This window comes from Micromonospora sp. NPDC048839, from assembly GCF_040649915.1.
GTDB lineage: Bacteria > Actinomycetota > Actinomycetes > Mycobacteriales > Micromonosporaceae > Micromonospora.
Window position 1 is genome coordinate 54,690 of the sequence record NZ_JBEZGL010000004.1, and the last position, 17,265, is coordinate 71,954.

Here is a 17,265-nt window from a genome sequence, read left to right on the forward strand (position 1 = left end):
CCACCGTCTGCCGTTGACAGTCAGTGACAAGAAGCCGCCAATGTCTGATCGTTTCTGTGCAGTCAGGTCAGTCAGCGCGGATAACGCAGGACAAGCCAGCTCGTCACCATGGTTCCTTCGGCGAGTATCGCCCGCAGCCGCACCGGCCCTGGCGCAGGCAGTGGCAACTCAAACCCGCCCAACTCGGCGAGTGGGGAGTGGCCGAAGACGCCTCGGGGGGTCTCGCCGACCACCTCGAGGAGAGGCTCGTCGGGGGCAGCCGGGTCGGTGCCGTCGATGGTGTAAACCTGTCCGACCAAGCCGGATTCGGTGACTTCGACGTCGATCGCGAGTCGGTCGGTGCGGAACGCCAGGAGGCGCGCGGAACCGACCGCCCGGATCGGACCGGCTGGCTCGGGATCGCAGGCTGAGTCGAACACCAGCTCCGCGAGGATGGCCTGGCCGTGGGTGCGGCCGATGTCGAATGTGGAAAGCGCCTGCTGCCGGAGCAGTTCTGATGACAGCCCGCCGGGAGACAGGGCCGCATGCAGATCGGTGACCAACCAACGGTCGTCATCCCACCGCCGCCCGTTCACCTCGTCACCGTCCGCCCACGCTCGAGTTGCGCGGCCACCGTTGGGCTCGCGCGGAGCTTGTCAAGGCACCGGCGTTGGGTGGGCCCGATGCTGCCGATACGCATGCCGGTCCTTGTCACGATGTCGCGGTAGCTCATCTGCGGCTCGCCGAGCAGCATGCTCAACAGCTCACGGCATCGGTCCGGCAGTTGGGCGAAGCCGGTACGCAGCGCGTGGTACTGCTCCTCGCGCAGCGCAGCCTCCATCGGGTCCAAGGGCTCGGTCTCCCGGCTCATCAGCTCGTCTTCGCTGCCGACGAGGTGCGCGTGCTGGCCCGCGGTGCGTTGCACGCGCAGGCACTCCCGTCGGGTGGTGGTGTCGATCCACTTCGGCAGCGCTGCCGGGTGACGCAGATGCTCCAGCCACTCCACCACGCGCAGCCACACTGTCTGGTTGACCTCGGCGGCGTCCGGGCCGGTCAGCCCGCACTCCTCGATGGTCGCGACGATCATGGGCATCAGGTGGGTCACCAGCTCCTCCCATGCCCGCCGGTCCCCGCCGGCGGCCGCCCGGACGGTGGCGTCCAGATCGACGTGCGTCACCTGTTCACCGCTCACGGCACTACGGCGCCGTATCCGGCGTACGGCTTGGGTCCGACGCACAGCGAGGCGGCGGCGGCCTGCGGGCTGATGCCGAGGTTGGTGACCAGCTTGGCCATCCGGCCGATGGCGTACGGAACCGCGAACGAGGTTCCGTGCCAGGTTGCGAAACCGTCGAAGGACAATGGTTTCTGGTCGGGCGGGGCGAGCAGACCGGTGACGTACGGTCCTTGATGTCCGCCGATGGCACACAGGTCGACCCAGGGTCCGAAGTTGCTGTATTCGGTCGGCACCTGGCCGAGCAGGGCGTCCGTGCGCAGCGCCGCGACCGCGACGACACCCGGTAGCGCCGCCGGCCAGGTGGGCCGGGCCGATCCGGCATTGCCCGCCGCGGCCACCACCACCGGCGCCACGCTCGGCGTGGGAGCGAGGCTGGCGATCGCGTTGGCCAGCGGCAACGAGGGCACGTTGCCCATGGTGTAGCAGCCCAGCGAGAGGTTGACATACGACACGGTCGGGTTCAGCGACGCCAGGGCTGCCGCGACCGAGGCCTCGTCGCCGATCCCGTGGGGTGTGAGCGCGACGGCTGGATCGAACATGATCGACGGAGCCGTCCGGCGCAGGACGCCGGCGATGAAGGTCCCGTGGCCTGCCTGCAACGCCAGCGTGGAGTTCCCCTGGTAAAGCTCATCGATGTCGGCCGGTGCGGCAGCGTAGCTGCCGGCGAACCAGAGCGGGTGCCTCTTGGTCGCGTCGGCCCAGATCCCGGTGTCGCAGATGCCTACGAGCTGGCCGGAGCCCGTAGAGCCCGTCGCCGGTGCGACGGACACCGCGAGCGACGCGGGCGCATCGCCCGGGTTGCCCATGATGTTGGGGTACCCGACAACGACGTGGTGCGGCTGCACCACCGGGACGGGCGCGGCCCAGTTCGCCCGATTGCGCAGGTCATCCACGATCGCCTTGATGTCGACGTCCACCCTGAACATGACCCGGGCGACACCTGCGAACGGGGCGCCGGTCGCGACGACGTACCCGAGGTTGGTCAGGCGCGCCATGACGCGGCCAAGGTCGGCGGGAGCGACCAGGAGCTGCCGGGGCCGATACCAGAACTCCTGGCCGGGCGTCAGGTGGGCGCGGATGTTCGGGTCGGTGGCCACGACAGACTGGAATGCCTGCTCATACCATCCGGGAGCGGCGATCGCCCGCCCGGGGCGCAGCAGTGCTCCCAATGCGGCGGCCCCTCCCGCCGCAAACACGGTCCGTCGACGCAGCCTTCCAGGCTCGATACGCATGGCGCGCCTCCCATCCTTGTGGATGCGGATGCATCGTTGCCAAGGCTAGGATGTCTTTTCGCGATGGTCATCCATAAAGCCGACCGTATCAAGGCGGGCTCAGCCGCCTCGTCGGCTGCCGGCCGGCAGGAGCTGGCCGACCTCGCCGCGCGTGCGCTGGCGTTACGGCAGCACCAGCCGCGCGAGGCGATCGTCCTGGCCGAAGAGGTCCTTGTCGGCTGCGGGCGTACTGGCTTCGCTCAGGAGCGATCCGTCGCCGAGCGGGCCCTCGGCCTGGCTCACAAGGAGATGAACGACCTCGTGGCGGCAGAGCGGCACCTACGTCGTGCGGTGGCCGCGGGTCGCCGCAGCGGGTCGTCGCAGATCTTGGCCATGGCCCAGATGAGCCTCGGCTATGTGCTCGCAGCCGCGGGGAGAACCGCCGCCGCGTACCACGCCGTCAGTGCCGCGCTGCCGCAGCTCGGCGGCGCCGAGGCCGGGCAGGCGCTGATGCAACGCGGCGTCGTGCAACATTTCCGCGGCCGGTACGCAGAGGCGGCCGTCGACTACGGCGCAGCCATCGATGTCGCCCGAAGGGAAGGCGATCGGCTGGTGGAGGCCCGGGCCCGCAACAATCGGGCGGTGCTGCCGATCGGCGATCACGTCCTGTCGGGTGAAGCAGATCTGGAACGGGCCGCCGAACTCTTCGGCGAACTCGGCCTGGATCTTGCTGCAGCCGATTGCCGTTGGAACGTCGGGCATCTCGCGGCTCGCTGCGGCGACCTGGCCCGGGCGCTGGAGATCTTCGCCGACACCGAACGCCAGTACCGCCGCCTCGACGTGCCGCGCCCCGGCCTGCTGCTCGACCGGTTCGAGCTGCTCGCCGCCGTACCGCTGATCGGGGAGGCGGCGGCGATGGCGGAGTTCGCCGTGGCGGAACTGCACCGCCGAGGGCTTGACTCCGATCTCGCCGAGGCGTTGCTGGCCAGGGCGCGTGCTGAACTGCTCGCCGGTGACCCGCAGCGGGCCGCAGGCTCCGCGGCGGCGGCATACCGGAGGTTCCGGCGACAGCATCGCCCAGTGTGGTACGCATTCGCCCGCCACATCGAGCTGCGTGCCCGGTTCGCACAGGGTACAAGGACCCCGGCCCAGCTGCGCGCCCTGAGCGACAGCGCCGCCACGCTGGCCTCGGCCGGCCTGACCGGTCTCGCGCTGACGGCCTGGCACGAGGCGGCGACGGTCGCCTTCGCGGTGAACCGGCCAAGCCAGGCCCGAACACTGCTGGCGCTGGCGGCCAGACACAGGCGCGGCGGACTGGCGGCAGAACGGGCCCAGGGCTGGCACGCCCAGGCGCGACTGCACCGCCTGGACGGCAACGACCGAGCCGCCATGTCCATGCTTCAACGCGGACTGTCCGTTCTCGACGAATATCGCGTGACCCTGGGCACGTCCGAGCTCCGGGCACGCAGCAGCGCTCACGGGCAGGAGCTGGCCCGGGAAGGTCTGGAAATCGCCATCGCCACCGGAGCACCCGCACGGGTCCTGGCCTGGGCGGAACGGTGGCGCGCGAGCACCCTGCGGATCCAGCCCGTGAGTCCGTCGACCGACCCGGAGCTGACCGCGGCACTGGCCCGCCTGCGGGTCGCGGCCCGCGACGCCGAGGACGCCGCGCTGGCCGGCGGCTCGCAGCTCGCGGCGATGCTGCGCCAGCAGTCCGCACTCGAGGCCAACGTACGCGACCTGGCCCGACGGAGCCAGGGCGCCGGCACCGGAGGCGGGACGCCGGTCTGCGTGCCTGACATCGCGGCGATCACCGCTCAGCTCGGTCCGGCGGTTCTCGTCGAGCTGCTTAGCCACGGCGACCGGATCTGGGCGGTCCTGGTGCGTGACGGGCGGGCCAGCCTGCACGATCTCTGCGCGCTGCCTGCCGTGCTCAAGCACCAGGGACGCATTCGGTTCGCCCTGCGGCGACTGGTCACGCTGGGCGCCTCGGCCGGGGCGTCGGCGGCACTCGAGCACTCCGCCGGCCTGGTCGACGCAGACCTGTTCGGCCCGATCCGGCGCAGGCTCGGCGATCTGCCATTGGTCATCGTGCCCGGCCAGGCGTTGTACGCGCTGCCATGGGCAGCACTGCCGTCCTGCGTGGGGCGTCCGGTCACGATCGCACCATCGGCCGCGACCTGGCTCGCCGCCACCCAACGGTCCGCACCCGGCGGGCGGCCGGTCCTGGTCGCCGGTCCGCGCCTGCCGGATGCGCTCAGTGAGGTCGCGGCACTCGCGGCGCTGTGGCCCGAGGCGACTGCGCTGGTAGGGGAGCAGGCTACGGTGGACACCGTCACCGCAGCCCTGTCCGGTGCGCGCCTGGCTCACATCGCGACGCACGGAACGTTCCGTGCCGACAACCCGCTTTTCTCGACTCTGGAGCTCGCCGACGGCCCGCTGTTCGCGTACGAACTGGAGCGGCTGAGCACGGCTCCGGGATGCGTGATCGCCTCCGCCTGCGAGAGCGGACGGGCCGAAGCCACCCTCGGTGATGAACTCATGGGCTTCGTCTCGGCACTGCTGGCGAGCGGCACCCGCACGCTCGTCGCGGCGCTGCTGCCGGTGCCCGCGGACCGCACCGTGGCACTGATGACCGAGCTGCACCGTCGACTGCGGGCGGGCACACCTGCCGCGCCCGCCCTCGCCGAGGCGCAGCAGGTGTTGCGCGCCACCGGCGACCCGGTGGACCTCGCCACGGCTGCCGCTTTCGTGTGCCTTGGCGCCGGATAAGCGCCGGTGCGCGCTAATTGAACGGCAGGCCTACAGGCCGATGATGAGCCCAGAAACCGGTGTGTATCAAACAGCGACGAGTCGCCTCTGAATGGTGCGGACCTCGGCAGATACCTCGCTACGGTGTGGGATCGTCCACAACAGTTACTGACCGATTCCCATTGAAAAACGTAGGCGCCGCGCCCATTGTGAAGCAAATCGCCGGATCGGAATCTGGGGCTCCACTCGAATTCAGGTCCGGCAACTCGACCCCGACAAGGGAGTGGTCTACATGCAACCCAGGAATATCGGGCGGCGCCCAAGGTACCTCATCCTGGCCCTGGCCCTGCCGCTGCTGACCGTCGGCCAGCCGGCGCAGGCGGCTCCGCACGCCGACGGAGACAGCATCCGTCAGGTGGGTACGGCCGTCAGCGCCGAGGCGTGGGCGGCCGGCAGGCAGCGGTACGGCGCGCAGGTGACTGCCGACGCGGCGATCGAGGTGTACTGGACGCCCGAGCGGATGCGCAATGCCAGGCCCGTCGAGGAGTCTCCCTCGTACAAGGCCGCGGCACGCCGTTTTGCCCAGAGTGGAGGAACCTCGTCTGCCGCGCCGACCAGCCGGTCCAGGCCGGTGGATGTGCCTCCGGTGGCGGGCCTGATGGGTACCCCGGGCATGTCCACGCAGGCCATCAACCCCAACCTCGGCTCCAACCACCCGACCGCCCGGTCCAACGGCAAGGTCTTTTTCAACATGGACGGCGGATCGTGGGTCTGCTCGGGCGCGGTCATCAACTCGGTTGGCTTCAACACCGTGTGGACGGCTGGCCACTGCATCCACGGCGGCCCCGGCAGCAGTCTCGCCACCAACTGGTCGTTCGTCCCGGCGTACGACGATGACCTGGCCAACCCTCGGCCGCACGGCACCTGGACGGCCCGCGAGCTGTGGACCTGGAGCAGTTGGATCGACAGCTCCAACTGGGAGGCCGACATGGCCGTGGCCATCATGAACACCCGCAACGGCGTCCACATCGTGAACCAGTTCGGGGGCCACGGCTTCCGTACGCACCAGGGCTTCACGGTCGGCATCAACAACTTCGGCTACCCGAGCGGCGCGCCGTTCGACGGCGGCAACCTGTTGAGGTGCAGCGGCAACTCGACCCAGTCCGGGGCGCGGATCCGCATCAACTGCGACCTGACCGCAGGCGCCAGCGGCGGCCCGTGGTTGATCAACTGGAATGGGAACTGGGGCTACCTCAACGGGGTCAACAGCACGCTCAACTCGTACGCGGCACCGACCTTGTGGTGGTCACCCTATTTCGACGACACCGCGTCGGAGTTGTACGACTTCACCGCCACTCACTGACCGATGTCCGGTGACGGATGTCTCGTCCCGGTAATGCGCACTTGACCTGAGCGGGCCGGCTCCAATGGCAAGTGATCGAGCGACTGGTCGCCATTGGAGCCGGCCTACGGCGTGTCGGACGAGCTACTCGCAGAGCGAGGTGCGGTTGTTCTCTGTGGCGGGGAATCGGTGTGATGCAGGGTGATCGTGTAGTCGGTTGACGGCTGCGCTGAGCTGGGGTGTCCTCGTGGCAAGCGGCCTTTGTGGAGGCGAGTAGAGCGGGTGAGACCGCACCGTCCGTGGTCGCCGGCTACCCCGACGCGTCACCACCCACCGTCACCGAGGGTGAGACGTCAGGACTGCTACGCGCCTTGTCGCGCGTACCGGATCCCCGCGACCCTCGCGGGGTGCGGTACCCCCTGACAGGTCTGGCGCCGGCAGAAGAAGCCGTCAGGATCCACCGGCGGCTGGCCGAAACCGACCCTGACGCCTACCTCCCCAACCTCGCGAGGTCGCTCTGGACATTCGCCTCTTTGTGTACGGCAAGCAGAAGAGAACTTGCGAAGTCACTCGCATCAATACGAGAGGCGATCGGCATATACGAGAGCCTTGCCGCAGATCTTCCGCAGGCGTTCGGACCGTCCCTTCTGTGAAGGCAACCGGCAATTTGACGGCATGACCGCCCAGGTGACCCAGATCGAGGCCCGGCCCGATCGGCGCAGATTGCCTTCACGAAAGGTTGTGCCGCTGCCGATCGGCGGTCTTGCCGCCCCGGACGCGATCGGGGCCTGGGCCGGCCGCTACCTCGACGCTGCCATCCGCGGCGTCCGCTCGGCCAAGGTCGCCGACAAGATCGCCCTGCACCTGGCCCGTTCCGCGACCACTTCCACGAGTGACAATGCATTCGGCAACTTCGAACTCCCGCCTCAGCCTGTGTCGCGGTTCATTTGGGCCGTTGCTCGAACCTTGACTTCGGATCGTGTCGACGGATGATTGTGTCCACCAGGGGGCCGGTCGTCCCGCGTCCACCCTCCGTAGAGCCGATGGTCTCGGGCCGGTCGCGTCGCTAGGCTCCAAGGCCATGCGAACCATGTGGGAGTACGCACGCCTGCAGCTGAGTTGCGATCCCGGCAAGGACGTCAATGAGATTTACGGCTTCCTCTCCCTGCCCGGAGCGACCGACTGGGAGCAGCTCGGGCTGGTCACAGGCATCACCGCTCTGCTCAACAAACTAGGCCGGGACGGCTGGGAGCTCGTCGGCATGCCGAACGACGTGAACGCGGTCTTCGCGTATCAGGCGGCCAATAGCACCTGGCATGACCGCGCAAACTTCGTCGAACGACACTTCCTGTTCAAGCGACCGGTGCACGCATGATACATATCCCCGGCCATGTGCCCGGTGTCCATATCCCAGGCACGACTGTCCCGATTGCCGCCGTCATGGCGGACCAGAATGCGCACCAGCAGGCTGTGGCCGACCAGCAAGCAAAGAAGCGCCGCGCTGCGCTGCTGCTCCTGCTCGGCAGGTAACCGCTGCTTCAGGACGTCAGTTTTTCGTCCGGGGAATCGCGGCGGGTCCGGCTGCGTTCTTGGGCGATTGATCTCGTGATCGTCCAGCGTGGTGGATGAGGCCGAAGGGCCGGGTGTGTAGGCGGGCGAGTTGTCGACCTCGACCGGGGCCACGCAGTCCTCAGCGTTCTATGCGGGTGTCGTGGGTGGCGCGAACTCGACGTCGTCGGTCGGCGGTTTGTCGTTCGTCTACGCCATCGCGAGATCGGTCCGTTCCCGCGCGGCTCGCGCTTCGCGCCGCTCGCCTCGTTCCGTGACCTCATCGCTCAGCCGAGCCGGGGCGCTACTTTCCTCATAAAGGGTAAGCGTTGCGACCCAGCGGCACGCTCTCAAGAACCAACTGGCCAACACGCCGCATCTTTCGGGTGCCGAGCCCCGCGTTGGTCGGCCAGCCAATTGTGCGGGGCTGTCTCGTATCCCTGGAACGTTCAGACGAGCGTGTGTAGCGCGCCGCGCTGCGAAACTCCAGGCAAGTCCTACTGCGGATGATCTGCACGGTTCGGAGTGTCGCCGTCTGTCGGTGCATCGAACTCCAGGCGCAGGATGCTGTTGTAGGCCACTGACGGTTGCTGAGGGGCGGGTGCCGGTGGGCGGTCGTTGCCGGTCCAGACGGCGAGGGCCCGATAGTCGTATCCGTCCTGCCAGCCGGTCTCGAACTCGAACGAGACCGGTTGACCTGGGCTGAGGGAGCGGTAACCGCTCATCAGGACGTTGCTGTAGTGGGCCCAGCATCCGCCGGGGGTGGCGTCGGAGTCGAGGACTCCCCAACCATCGTCGGTGTGCCATTCCCGGACGGTTCCGACCGTAATCACCTAAACAGTGTTGCACCTGGTCGTGGTGACGTGCTGCTCAGTTGCTTGGGTCTGTCGTCGGTGGAGCGTGCTGAAGTGATGTCCTCCGGCGTTGAGCACCAACCACGAACCGGGCGCCATCGCTGCCACTGGCCACGGCCACGGCGATCCGTCGGTGGCTGCGGGAACCCGATGGCCGCCTCCATAGTGATCACCGCGGCATTCAACCCGATGCCGTGGGCACGCCAGGGTCACGGGCCCGGGTGGGGAGCAGAGTGGGGTGCGGCGTCCTGTTTCCCCCGGAGTGCTCAGCGGTTCTGCGGAGAAGTCAGCACTCCTCTACGTCACCTGGTAGGGGATTGCGCGCAAGTCAAGGCGGTAAGGAGCCATAGGTTGGCCTGCCCGGACGCGGTGGTGGCGGGTCGTCGGCCGAGCGCGACAGCCGGTCACCTCGAGCTCTCGCCCGATATACGGCCGGGCGGTGGCGTGCCGCGCGCAGGGACCTGGGCGAGAATGGGCCAGTTCGGACTCTGCGCAACTCTGGAAGGACCCTCCCTTGGCCGGTGGACTCGTAGCCCTGCTGGATGACGTGGCGGTGCTGGCCCGGGCCGCTGCCGCGTCGATCGATGACATCGGGGCGGCCGCCGCGAAGGCCGGCGCCAAGGCTGCGGGCGTCGTCGTCGACGATGCTGCCGTCACGCCGCAGTACGTGCGGAGCCTGGCGGCCGAGCGCGAGTTGCCGATTATCAAGCGCATTGCCGTGGGGTCGCTGCGCAACAAGTTCTTCATCATCCTGCCAGCGGTGCTGCTGCTCAGTCAGTTCGTGCCCTGGCTGCTCACTCCGATCCTCATGCTCGGCGGCGCCTACCTCTGTTATGAAGGCGCGGAGAAGGTGTGGGCCAAGATCGCCCATCACGATGCCCACGGCGCGGGCGAGGAAGAGGTGCAGGACGAGACGACACTGGTGTCCGGGGCGGTACGAACCGACCTGATCCTCTCGGCGGAGATCATGGTCATTAGCCTTGACGAGGTGATCGATGAGGCGTTCTGGTCCCGCCTGGCGATCCTGGCTGTCGTCGCCGTCGTCATAACCGTCCTGGTGTACGGCGTGGTGGCCCTGATCGTGAAGATGGACGACGCCGGGCTGCGCCTGTCGCAACGTTCCGGCGCCGTCGCCACGTTCGGCCGCGGTCTGGTGAGGGCGATGCCGGTGGTCCTCACCGTGCTGACGGTAGTCGGCACCGCGGCGATGCTGTGGGTGGGCGGGCACATCCTGCTGCTGGGCACGAACGAGCTGAACCTGCACTTCCTGTACGAGGCCGTGCACCACGTGGAGGTCGCAGCCCACGACGCCACGGGTGTTCTCGGCGGGCTCGTCGGCTGGCTCGTCAACACGGTGGCCAGCGCGATCCTCGGGCTGATCGTCGGAGCGCTGCTCGTGCTGGTCATGACTCTCACGCTCCACCGCCGCCAATCCAAGGCTGCGACTGCGACTGCGACTGCGACGGCCACGACTCGTACTCACGGCACCATCCCCGCGCCGCCGAGCCGTGCAGCTCGGCGTCGCGACGCTCCTGCGGACCGAGCGCCGCGAGGTTGACCGCAAAATCATCGCAACTCGACCACGGGGTCAGGCGTTCTGGTGCTGAACCGCGCTTGGTACTCCAGCCGCACCTGGTGGAGTCGGATTCTCCGCTGGTATTAGGCCGTTTTGGCGCGGTATTGGTGTCGTCGTCGCCATCGTGACCATCGATGGATGTGGCCGAAGGGTCAAATCGTGGTGATCAGGTGTGCCACCCCGAGGTGAGCCGCCTGTCGGGCGCACCCTTTGCGCCAGCAGACTCGCGACGAGCCGGCTGGCCGAGCCGTCGGCCGGCGGGCGTCCCATGAGGTGAAGGTCCTCGACGGTGGCGTCTTAAGGGATCGACGCGATAGCCGTCTCTCATTTACCCAATACGCCCATCACGGGCAAGTCGTGTACTACTCCCGTGGACGCAACCGCCTGGTGATAATCGGATCCGATGATCAGCGATAGTTCCGGCATACAGGTCGGCGACGGCAACACTCAGTACAACCACTAGTACGGGCTCTCCTCACCCGGCGTGCCGCTTGCGGAGTGGTGGAACGACACGTGGTTGCCGTTCGCCGAGCCTCCCCTCGGCCCGGAGATTGTGTTGGCGGGGCGCCAGGCGCAGGCCGCCGCCGCCGGCCGCTGCTCGCCGGGAACCGGCGGGATGCGCGCAACGGTGTCGGATCGACCCTGACACCGTTAGCTGCTCTACGTGCGCGAGCGATTCAGTTTTTCCGCAGGGTGACCGACACTCCAGCGTGCAGGTGACTGTAGGTCGGAACGACTGATACCACTTCCCATCCCTGAGCTGATCATCCACCGCACTGGCCCCGGGCGGCCCGGTCGCGTGCCGACGGCTAGGGGCGTTGCCGGGGTCGGCGAGGCGCGTCACGGTGCCGGGTGGGGCGCCGAGGCCGGCGCACGCTTGGCCCGCTGGATCTGCGCGTAGACGTGGGTCCGCAGCTCGGTGAACCGGGGCAGCGCCCGGGTGGTGAGCTGATCACGTTCCCGCGGGAGGTCGATCACGAGGTCTTCCTGCACCCGGGTCGGCGAGTGGGACAGGACGAGCACGCGCTGGCCCAGATACACGGACTCGTCGATGTCGTGCGTCACGAAGACAGTGGAGATACCGCGGTTCAGGTGCAGGTCGCGTACGAGGTCCTCCAGGTCCGCGCGGGTCTGCGCGTCCACCGCCGCGAACGGCTCATCCATGATCAGCACTTCGGGTCGGTACGCGATGGCGCGAGCGATGGCCACCCGTTGCTGCATCCCGCCGGAGAGCTGCCATGGATGGCTGCGGGCCGACTGCGGCAGTCCGACCGCGTCGAGGGCGTCGGCGACCCGCCGGTCGCGTTCAGCGCGGGAGAGCTTCTTGTGTCGAAGGGGAAGCTCCACATTGCCCCGGACCGTCAGCCAGGGATAGAGGCTGCGGCCGTACTCCTGGAACACCACTGCCATCGCCGGGCTCGGGCCCGTCACCGGAGATCCCTCCATCTCGACGAGGCCGCTGGTGGGCCGGAGCAGTCCGGCGAGGCACTTCAGGAGGGTGGTCTTTCCGCAGCCCGAGGGGCCGACGACGCACAGCAGTTCGCCGGGCATCATGGTGAAACTGAGATCCCCGATCGCCTCGACCTCGCCCCGGCCGGAGGCGTAGACCTTCCGCAGGTGCTCGACCCGCAGCAGCGGACTTGCGTCAGGCACGGGTGACCTCCCTCATTCCGTGGTACCAGCGCAGGACGCGGCGTTCGACGACGCCGAAGGCCACGGCGAGGAGGACGCCGATGAGGCCGAGCAGGAGGATGCCGCTCCACATCTCGGCGATGAGGTAGTTCCGCTGGAAGTAGGCGATCCGGTAGCCGAGGCCGGCCGAGGACGCGAACATCTCCGAGATGACCATGAGGATCAGGGCCACCGAGAGTGCCTGCCGTACGCCGGTCATGATGCGCGGACTCGCCGCCGGGAGGATCAGCAGCCACACCCGTTCCCACCGGGAGATCCGGTACGAGTCGGCGGTCTCCAGCATCACGCTGTCGGTCGCCCGGACGCCCTCGATCGTGTTCAGCAGGATCGGCCAGATCGCGCCGGACACGATGACGACGACCTTCATGGTGTCGGTGATGCCGAGCAGTAGCATCGCGACCGGAATCAGCACCGGTGGCGGAATCGCGCGGAAGAACTCCAGCAGCGGTTCGAGGATCTCGCGTAGCGGGCGGATCCGGCCGATGAGGACGCCGGCGGCGATGCCGAGCATGATGGACGCGAACAGGCCGGCCAGCAGCCGGTACACGCTCGGCAGCACGTCGTCGACGAACGCCGGGCCGATCCAGGTCTGCCGGAACGCGTCGAGGAGCGGGCGGGGGCCGACGAGGAACCGGTTGGCCGACCGGGTGGACCAGACGGCCCAGAGCCCCACGGCCAGGACAGGAAGCCCGACCGCGTACAGGACGTCCTCGGCGACCCGGACGCCGAGGCTGCGAGGGGCGGTCCTGCCGGCACCGAGGGCGGTCATCGGGTTGCCTCGTCCGCGAGCACCGACTGGTGCCAGGCCAACGAGCGGCGTTCGGCGAAGCGGAACACGACGTTCACCATCACGCCGAGGAGCCCGGTGACCACGACGAGGCCGTACAGGCCGACGGCGTCCCCGGCGGAGCGCGACAGCTCGATCATGCGTCCGAGGCCGGGGTTACCGATCACCATCTCCGCGGTGACGGCCAGGATGAGCGCGACCGTCGCGGCGAGGCGCAGGCCGGTCATCAGGTACGGCAGAGCGGTCGGAAGGACGAGATACCGCAGCCGCTCGAAGCGGGTGAGGCCGAAGCTCCGCGCGGTGTCCCGGGCGACCGTGTCGACGTCGGCGACGCCGTAGATCACCTGCACGAACACCTGCCAGAACGCCGCGTAGACGATGATGACGAGTGCGGCGCGCATCTGCAGGCCGAACATCAGCACGGCGAGGGGGATCAGCGCGACCGACGGCACCGGCCGCAGGAACTCGACTGTCGTGTGCGTGGCGCGACGCAGGAACGGCACCAGCCCGACCACCGTCCCCAACCCGACCGCGGCGAGCGTCGCCACCGTCAGGCCGATCGCCCACGACGTCATGGTGAGCCGGAGTCGCCGCCAGAACGCCAGGTCGCGGACCTCGTGGAACAGCCGTCCGAACACGTCGGTGGCGTACGGCAGGTCGTTCCGGTCGACCAGCCCCAGAGCCGGGAGCAGTTGCCAGACGGCGAGGAACCCCAGCAGGCCGACGGCGCCCAGCAGGATCTTGCGCATCGGTCGGCTACTGCTGCTGGACGAGACGGTCGAAGTCGGGCTGCCGGTCGAGTACGTGGTACTTCTGAGCGAGCGTCGCCAGTTGCTCCAGGCCGGCCCGGTCGATTTCCCACCCGAACGCCGGGAGCCGGACGGAGTCCGCTACCGCATCCGGCAGTTCGAGGTTGTCCTTGATGGCCTGCCGCAGGCCGGCCTGGCTGGCCGGGTCGTTGGCCCAGGTGAGCGTCTTCTTCATCGCCGACGAGAAGTCCGTCACCAGCGTGGCGTCGGAGTCCTTCAGCTTGCTCGACGTGATCGTGGTCAGGGTGGTGAGTCCGGGAACGGTGGCCTGGTAGGGAGCGACCACGAGAACGTCACCGCGCGTACGCAGCTGGGTGATGAACGGCTCGGTCACCCAGGCGGCGTCGATGTTGCCGGCGGCGAGCTGGGCCGGTGCGTCCGGGAAGGCCACCTCGACGAACTTGACCTCGGTGGGATCGCCGCCGTCCTTCTCGACCGCTGCCATGATCGTGACGTCGCCGGCGGCGCCCAGGCTGTTCACCGACACCGTGCGTCCGGCGAGCTGGGCCGGCCGGGTGATACCGGACTTCGCGGACGCCAGCACGGCGTTGATGTCGTCGCCGTCGGCGTAGGACGACGCGTAGTTCCCGATGATCACCACGCCGAGGTTCTGCAGATCGGCGCGGAACGGGCCGAACGGCTGGCCGATGGCGAAGTCGATGTCGCCGTTGATCATGGCCGGGATGGCCTGGGCGCCGCCCTGTGCGGGCACCACCTCCACGTCAAGCCCCTGCTCCCGGAAGATGCCCGCCTTGATGCCGCCCCACAGCGCGGCGGTCTCGCTGATCGGCAGCGCCGCCACCCGGACCTTCCGCAGGTCGCCGCTCGTCCCGGGGGACGGATCGGTGGCATCGGAATCCGTGCAGCCGGTCAGGGCGATCACGACGCCGGCGAGAACAGCGAGGGCAGTGACCTTCTTCATGGGCGGGCCCTTCCGTGCGCAGCGCCTGTGCAGCCTGAGGAGTGGGGTCGACGGAGTGCCGAAAGCATCCGACCGCGTCGATCAGCGTCATGCAGAAGCGATTGATTGTCAAGAATTCCAAAGGGCGAATCGCATAGCGATGCGAGTGGTCCGATGGCGATGAGAACACGTCTTGACGGCCGACGATTTCGTGACCAAACTGTGCGGTTGGTGGCGCGGGGCGGAGAGGGCGACGACGTGGCAATCGTGATCGTGGGCGCTGGTATCGGTGGCCTCGCCACCGCGCTCAGCCTGCACCGGGCCGGCTTCCGTGAGATCACCGTCTACGAGCGCGCCGCCGCGCTGCGCCCACTCGGCGTCGGAATCAATCTACTCCCGCACGCCGTCCGTGAGCTGACCGAATTGGGCCTCGGGGAACGCATGGAAAGGCTGGGCGCCGCACCCGGCACGCTTGCCTACTACAACCGCTACGGTCAGCAGATCTGGAGCGAGCCACGCGGACTGGACGCCGGATATCGCTGGCCGCAGCTTTCCGTGCACCGCGGCCGGTTCCAGATGGAACTGCTCGCCGTGGTGCGGGAACGGCTGGGCGCCGACGCGGTGCGCACCGGGCACCGGCTCGTCGGCGTCCGCGACGGCGTCGCGCACTTCGAGACGGCGGCGGGGGAGGTGAGCGTCGCTGGCGACCTGATCGTCGGAGCGGACGGCATCCACTCCGCGCTGCGCCGCCACCATCGGCCCGGCGAGGGGGCGCCACTGTGGAACGGGCTGACACTGTGGCGGGGGACGGCACGGGCACCCGGATTACTGGACGGGCGAACCATGATCATGGCCGGGGACGCGGAACAGAAGTTCGTGGCGTACCCGATCGGCGCCGGCCTGATCAACGTGGTCGCCGAGCGGCGCGGGCCCGGTTTCGCCGGGCCCAACGCGGACTGGAACCGGACGGTCGACCCCGCGCCGGTCGTCTCGCTCTTCGCGGACTGGCGTTTCGCGTGGCTCAACGTGCCGGAACTGCTGGCCGCCACCGACGAGATCCTCGAATACCCCATGGTGGACCGCGATCCGATCGACACGTGGACCCACGGCAACACCACGCTGCTCGGCGACGCGGCCCACCCGATGTATCCGAACGGTTCCAACGGGGCGTCGCAGGCGATCCTGGACGCACGTACCCTCGCCTTCCACCTCGCCACCGCACCGACGGTCCGGGCGGCGCTCGACGCCTACGAGGCGGACCGGCGGCCCGCGACCACAGCGCTCGTGCTGAGCAACCGGCGGCAGGGCCCGGAACAGGTGATGGTGCTCGCCCACGAGCGCGCGCCGGACGGATTCACGCACATCCACGACGTCATCCCGCCGGAGGAGCTCACCGCTATCGCCACCGGCTACAAGAAGGCGGCCGGTTTCCTGCCCGCCGACCTCAACGAACGGGCCTCCCTGACGCCGACGGCCTTCCCGGGTGTCCTGCCGTGACCGGCCCGGAGCCGACCGAACTGGACGCGGCGCGACTGGCGTCGGTGATCTCACCGCTGCGCCGCACGCTGCTCGCCGCAGCCCGGGCCGCCGAGCACCTGCCGGAGATCCCGGACGCGCAGATCGAGATCGTGCGGGCTCTGCCCCAGGGCACCGTGGCCGGCCCCGGTGAGCTGGCCGAGCGGCTGCGCCTGAGCCGATCCACGGTCAGCAACCTGCTCACCGCGATGGAGGGCAACGGTCTCGTCGAGCGTCGCCCCCGTCCCGGCAACCACCGCCACGTCGACGTCCTCGCCACAGCGAAGGCCCTCGACCTGTTCGACCGCTTCGACCTCGCGAGCGGAGACCTGGTCGCCCGCGCCGCGGCGACCCTGCCGGCGGCGGACCGCGCGGCCCTCGCCGCCGCGGTGCCCGCGCTGGAACGCCTCCGCGACGCCCTCGCGCACGCCAAGGACACTCCATGAGTACGCGCCGAGCCGCCGGTCGGGACGCCGTGACTGGCCCGCCGGTTCCCGGGCTGGAGGCCGCGTTCGAGGTGGAGGTGCGGCTGGGCGCGCTGGAGGACCACGGGATGACCCGTGCCGGTCACCGTCGCGTGGTGCCTGTTGTCGGCGGCCGGGTCACCGGTCTCTTCGAGGCCGACATCTTGCCCGGCGGCGCCGACTGGCAGGTGGTCCGCCCCGACGGCGCGATCGAGATCGACACGCGCTACTCGGCGCGTACCGCCGACGGCGGTCACGTCTACCTGCGTACGTTCGGCGTCCGCAGCGGCCGCGCGGAGGTCCTCGAGGCGTTGCTGCGCGGCGACGCCGTCGACCCGTCCGAGTACTACTTCCGCCTGGGCGTACGACTGGAGACGTCGATGCCCGCGCTGGCCGTCCTGGAGCAGTCCGTCCTCGTGGCGTCGGCGATCCGCGAGGCCGACCGGGTGCGCTACACCGCTTACCGCGTCACGTAGCTGTTCCCGCCCAGGGCTGCGACAGGGCGCGCTTGTCGGGCTTGCCGCTGGGAGCCACTGGCACCCGGTCGATCGACTGGATGGTCCGGGGGACCGACGGTTCCCCCAGTCTGCGCCACCACCGCA

The 17,265-nt window shown here is 68.9% G+C and carries 16 protein-coding genes; 8 read left to right on the forward strand and 8 right to left on the reverse strand.

The genetic code is table 11. From position 1 onward, the window contains the following. Window positions 1-71 precede the first annotated feature (71 nt). From AB0C25_RS09150 to AB0C25_RS09160, 3 genes are read right to left on the reverse strand one after another with little or no spacing between them, the layout of a single operon-like run. The gene (locus AB0C25_RS09150) at window positions 72-575 is read right to left on the reverse strand and encodes a hypothetical protein (protein ID WP_357371172.1); all 504 of its coding nucleotides are present in this window, start codon (window positions 573-575) and stop codon (window positions 72-74) included. Then, a complete protein-coding gene (locus AB0C25_RS09155; RefSeq protein WP_357371174.1) occupies window positions 572-1,156 on the reverse strand; it encodes a sigma-70 family RNA polymerase sigma factor in 585 nt (194 codons plus the stop codon). Before AB0C25_RS09155 ends, AB0C25_RS09150 begins: the two co-directional genes overlap by 4 nt. A gap of 11 nt (window positions 1,157-1,167) precedes the next feature. Next, window positions 1,168-2,310, reverse strand: coding sequence for a S8 family serine peptidase (locus AB0C25_RS09160; RefSeq protein WP_357371176.1), 1,143 nt, complete (start codon window positions 2,308-2,310; stop codon window positions 1,168-1,170). Here AB0C25_RS09160 and AB0C25_RS09165 point away from each other — a divergent pair. The 4 genes from AB0C25_RS09165 to AB0C25_RS09180 all read left to right on the forward strand — a co-directional run bounded on the left by AB0C25_RS09165 (window position 2,281) and on the right by AB0C25_RS09180 (window position 7,892). Then, window positions 2,281-5,196 (forward strand): CHAT domain-containing protein, encoded by a 2,916-nt coding sequence (locus tag AB0C25_RS09165; protein ID WP_357371178.1) that lies wholly within the window; start codon window positions 2,281-2,283, stop codon window positions 5,194-5,196. The genes AB0C25_RS09160 and AB0C25_RS09165 overlap by 30 nt on opposite strands. 271 nt (window positions 5,197-5,467) lie before the next feature. Continuing rightward, window positions 5,468-6,538: a hypothetical protein gene (locus AB0C25_RS09170; RefSeq protein ID WP_357371180.1), complete on the forward strand. Its 1,071-nt coding sequence runs from the start codon at window positions 5,468-5,470 to the stop codon at window positions 6,536-6,538. A gap of 588 nt (window positions 6,539-7,126) precedes the next feature. Continuing rightward, window positions 7,127-7,510: a hypothetical protein gene (locus tag AB0C25_RS09175; protein WP_357371182.1), complete on the forward strand. Its 384-nt coding sequence runs from the start codon at window positions 7,127-7,129 to the stop codon at window positions 7,508-7,510. Between the two features lie 88 nt (window positions 7,511-7,598). After that, a complete protein-coding gene (locus AB0C25_RS09180) occupies window positions 7,599-7,892 on the forward strand; it encodes a hypothetical protein (protein ID WP_357371184.1) in 294 nt (97 codons plus the stop codon). A gap of 670 nt (window positions 7,893-8,562) precedes the next feature. Here AB0C25_RS09180 and AB0C25_RS09185 read toward each other — a convergent pair. Continuing rightward, the gene (locus AB0C25_RS09185; protein ID WP_357371186.1) at window positions 8,563-8,898 is read right to left on the reverse strand and encodes a cold shock domain-containing protein; all 336 of its coding nucleotides are present in this window, start codon (window positions 8,896-8,898) and stop codon (window positions 8,563-8,565) included. 535 nt (window positions 8,899-9,433) lie between these two features. Here AB0C25_RS09185 and AB0C25_RS09190 point away from each other — a divergent pair. Next, window positions 9,434-10,477: a DUF808 domain-containing protein gene (locus AB0C25_RS09190; RefSeq protein WP_357371188.1), complete on the forward strand. Its 1,044-nt coding sequence runs from the start codon at window positions 9,434-9,436 to the stop codon at window positions 10,475-10,477. A gap of 858 nt (window positions 10,478-11,335) precedes the next feature. Here the strand turns inward: AB0C25_RS09190 and AB0C25_RS09195 are convergent. The 4 genes from AB0C25_RS09195 to AB0C25_RS09210 are packed head-to-tail and all read right to left on the reverse strand — an operon-like array spanning window position 11,336 to window position 14,705. Beyond that, window positions 11,336-12,148, reverse strand: a complete 813-nt coding sequence (locus AB0C25_RS09195; protein WP_357371190.1) for an ABC transporter ATP-binding protein — start codon at window positions 12,146-12,148, stop codon at window positions 11,336-11,338. After that, complete coding sequence (locus AB0C25_RS09200; RefSeq protein ID WP_357371192.1) at window positions 12,141-12,956, reverse strand: ABC transporter permease; 816 nt, start codon at window positions 12,954-12,956, stop codon at window positions 12,141-12,143. The genes AB0C25_RS09195 and AB0C25_RS09200 overlap by 8 nt, the downstream gene beginning before the upstream one ends. After that, on the reverse strand, window positions 12,953-13,723 hold the full coding sequence (locus tag AB0C25_RS09205; RefSeq protein WP_357371194.1) for an ABC transporter permease: 771 nt from the start codon (window positions 13,721-13,723) through the stop codon (window positions 12,953-12,955). The genes AB0C25_RS09200 and AB0C25_RS09205 overlap by 4 nt, the downstream gene beginning before the upstream one ends. A gap of 7 nt (window positions 13,724-13,730) precedes the next feature. After that, the gene (locus tag AB0C25_RS09210; protein ID WP_357371196.1) at window positions 13,731-14,705 is read right to left on the reverse strand and encodes an ABC transporter substrate-binding protein; all 975 of its coding nucleotides are present in this window, start codon (window positions 14,703-14,705) and stop codon (window positions 13,731-13,733) included. A gap of 237 nt (window positions 14,706-14,942) precedes the next feature. On the opposite strand from AB0C25_RS09210, the gene AB0C25_RS09215 reads away from it, so the two are divergent. From AB0C25_RS09215 to AB0C25_RS09225, 3 genes are read left to right on the forward strand one after another with little or no spacing between them, the layout of a single operon-like run. Continuing rightward, entirely contained in the window at window positions 14,943-16,181 is a 1,239-nt protein-coding gene (locus tag AB0C25_RS09215; RefSeq protein WP_357371198.1) for a flavin-dependent oxidoreductase, read from the forward strand. Then, on the forward strand, window positions 16,178-16,645 hold the full coding sequence (locus AB0C25_RS09220) for a MarR family transcriptional regulator (protein WP_357371200.1): 468 nt from the start codon (window positions 16,178-16,180) through the stop codon (window positions 16,643-16,645). Before AB0C25_RS09215 ends, AB0C25_RS09220 begins: the two co-directional genes overlap by 4 nt. Then, entirely contained in the window at window positions 16,642-17,139 is a 498-nt protein-coding gene (locus AB0C25_RS09225; RefSeq protein WP_357371202.1) for a DUF3237 family protein, read from the forward strand. Before AB0C25_RS09220 ends, AB0C25_RS09225 begins: the two co-directional genes overlap by 4 nt. Window positions 17,140-17,265 lie beyond the last annotated feature (126 nt).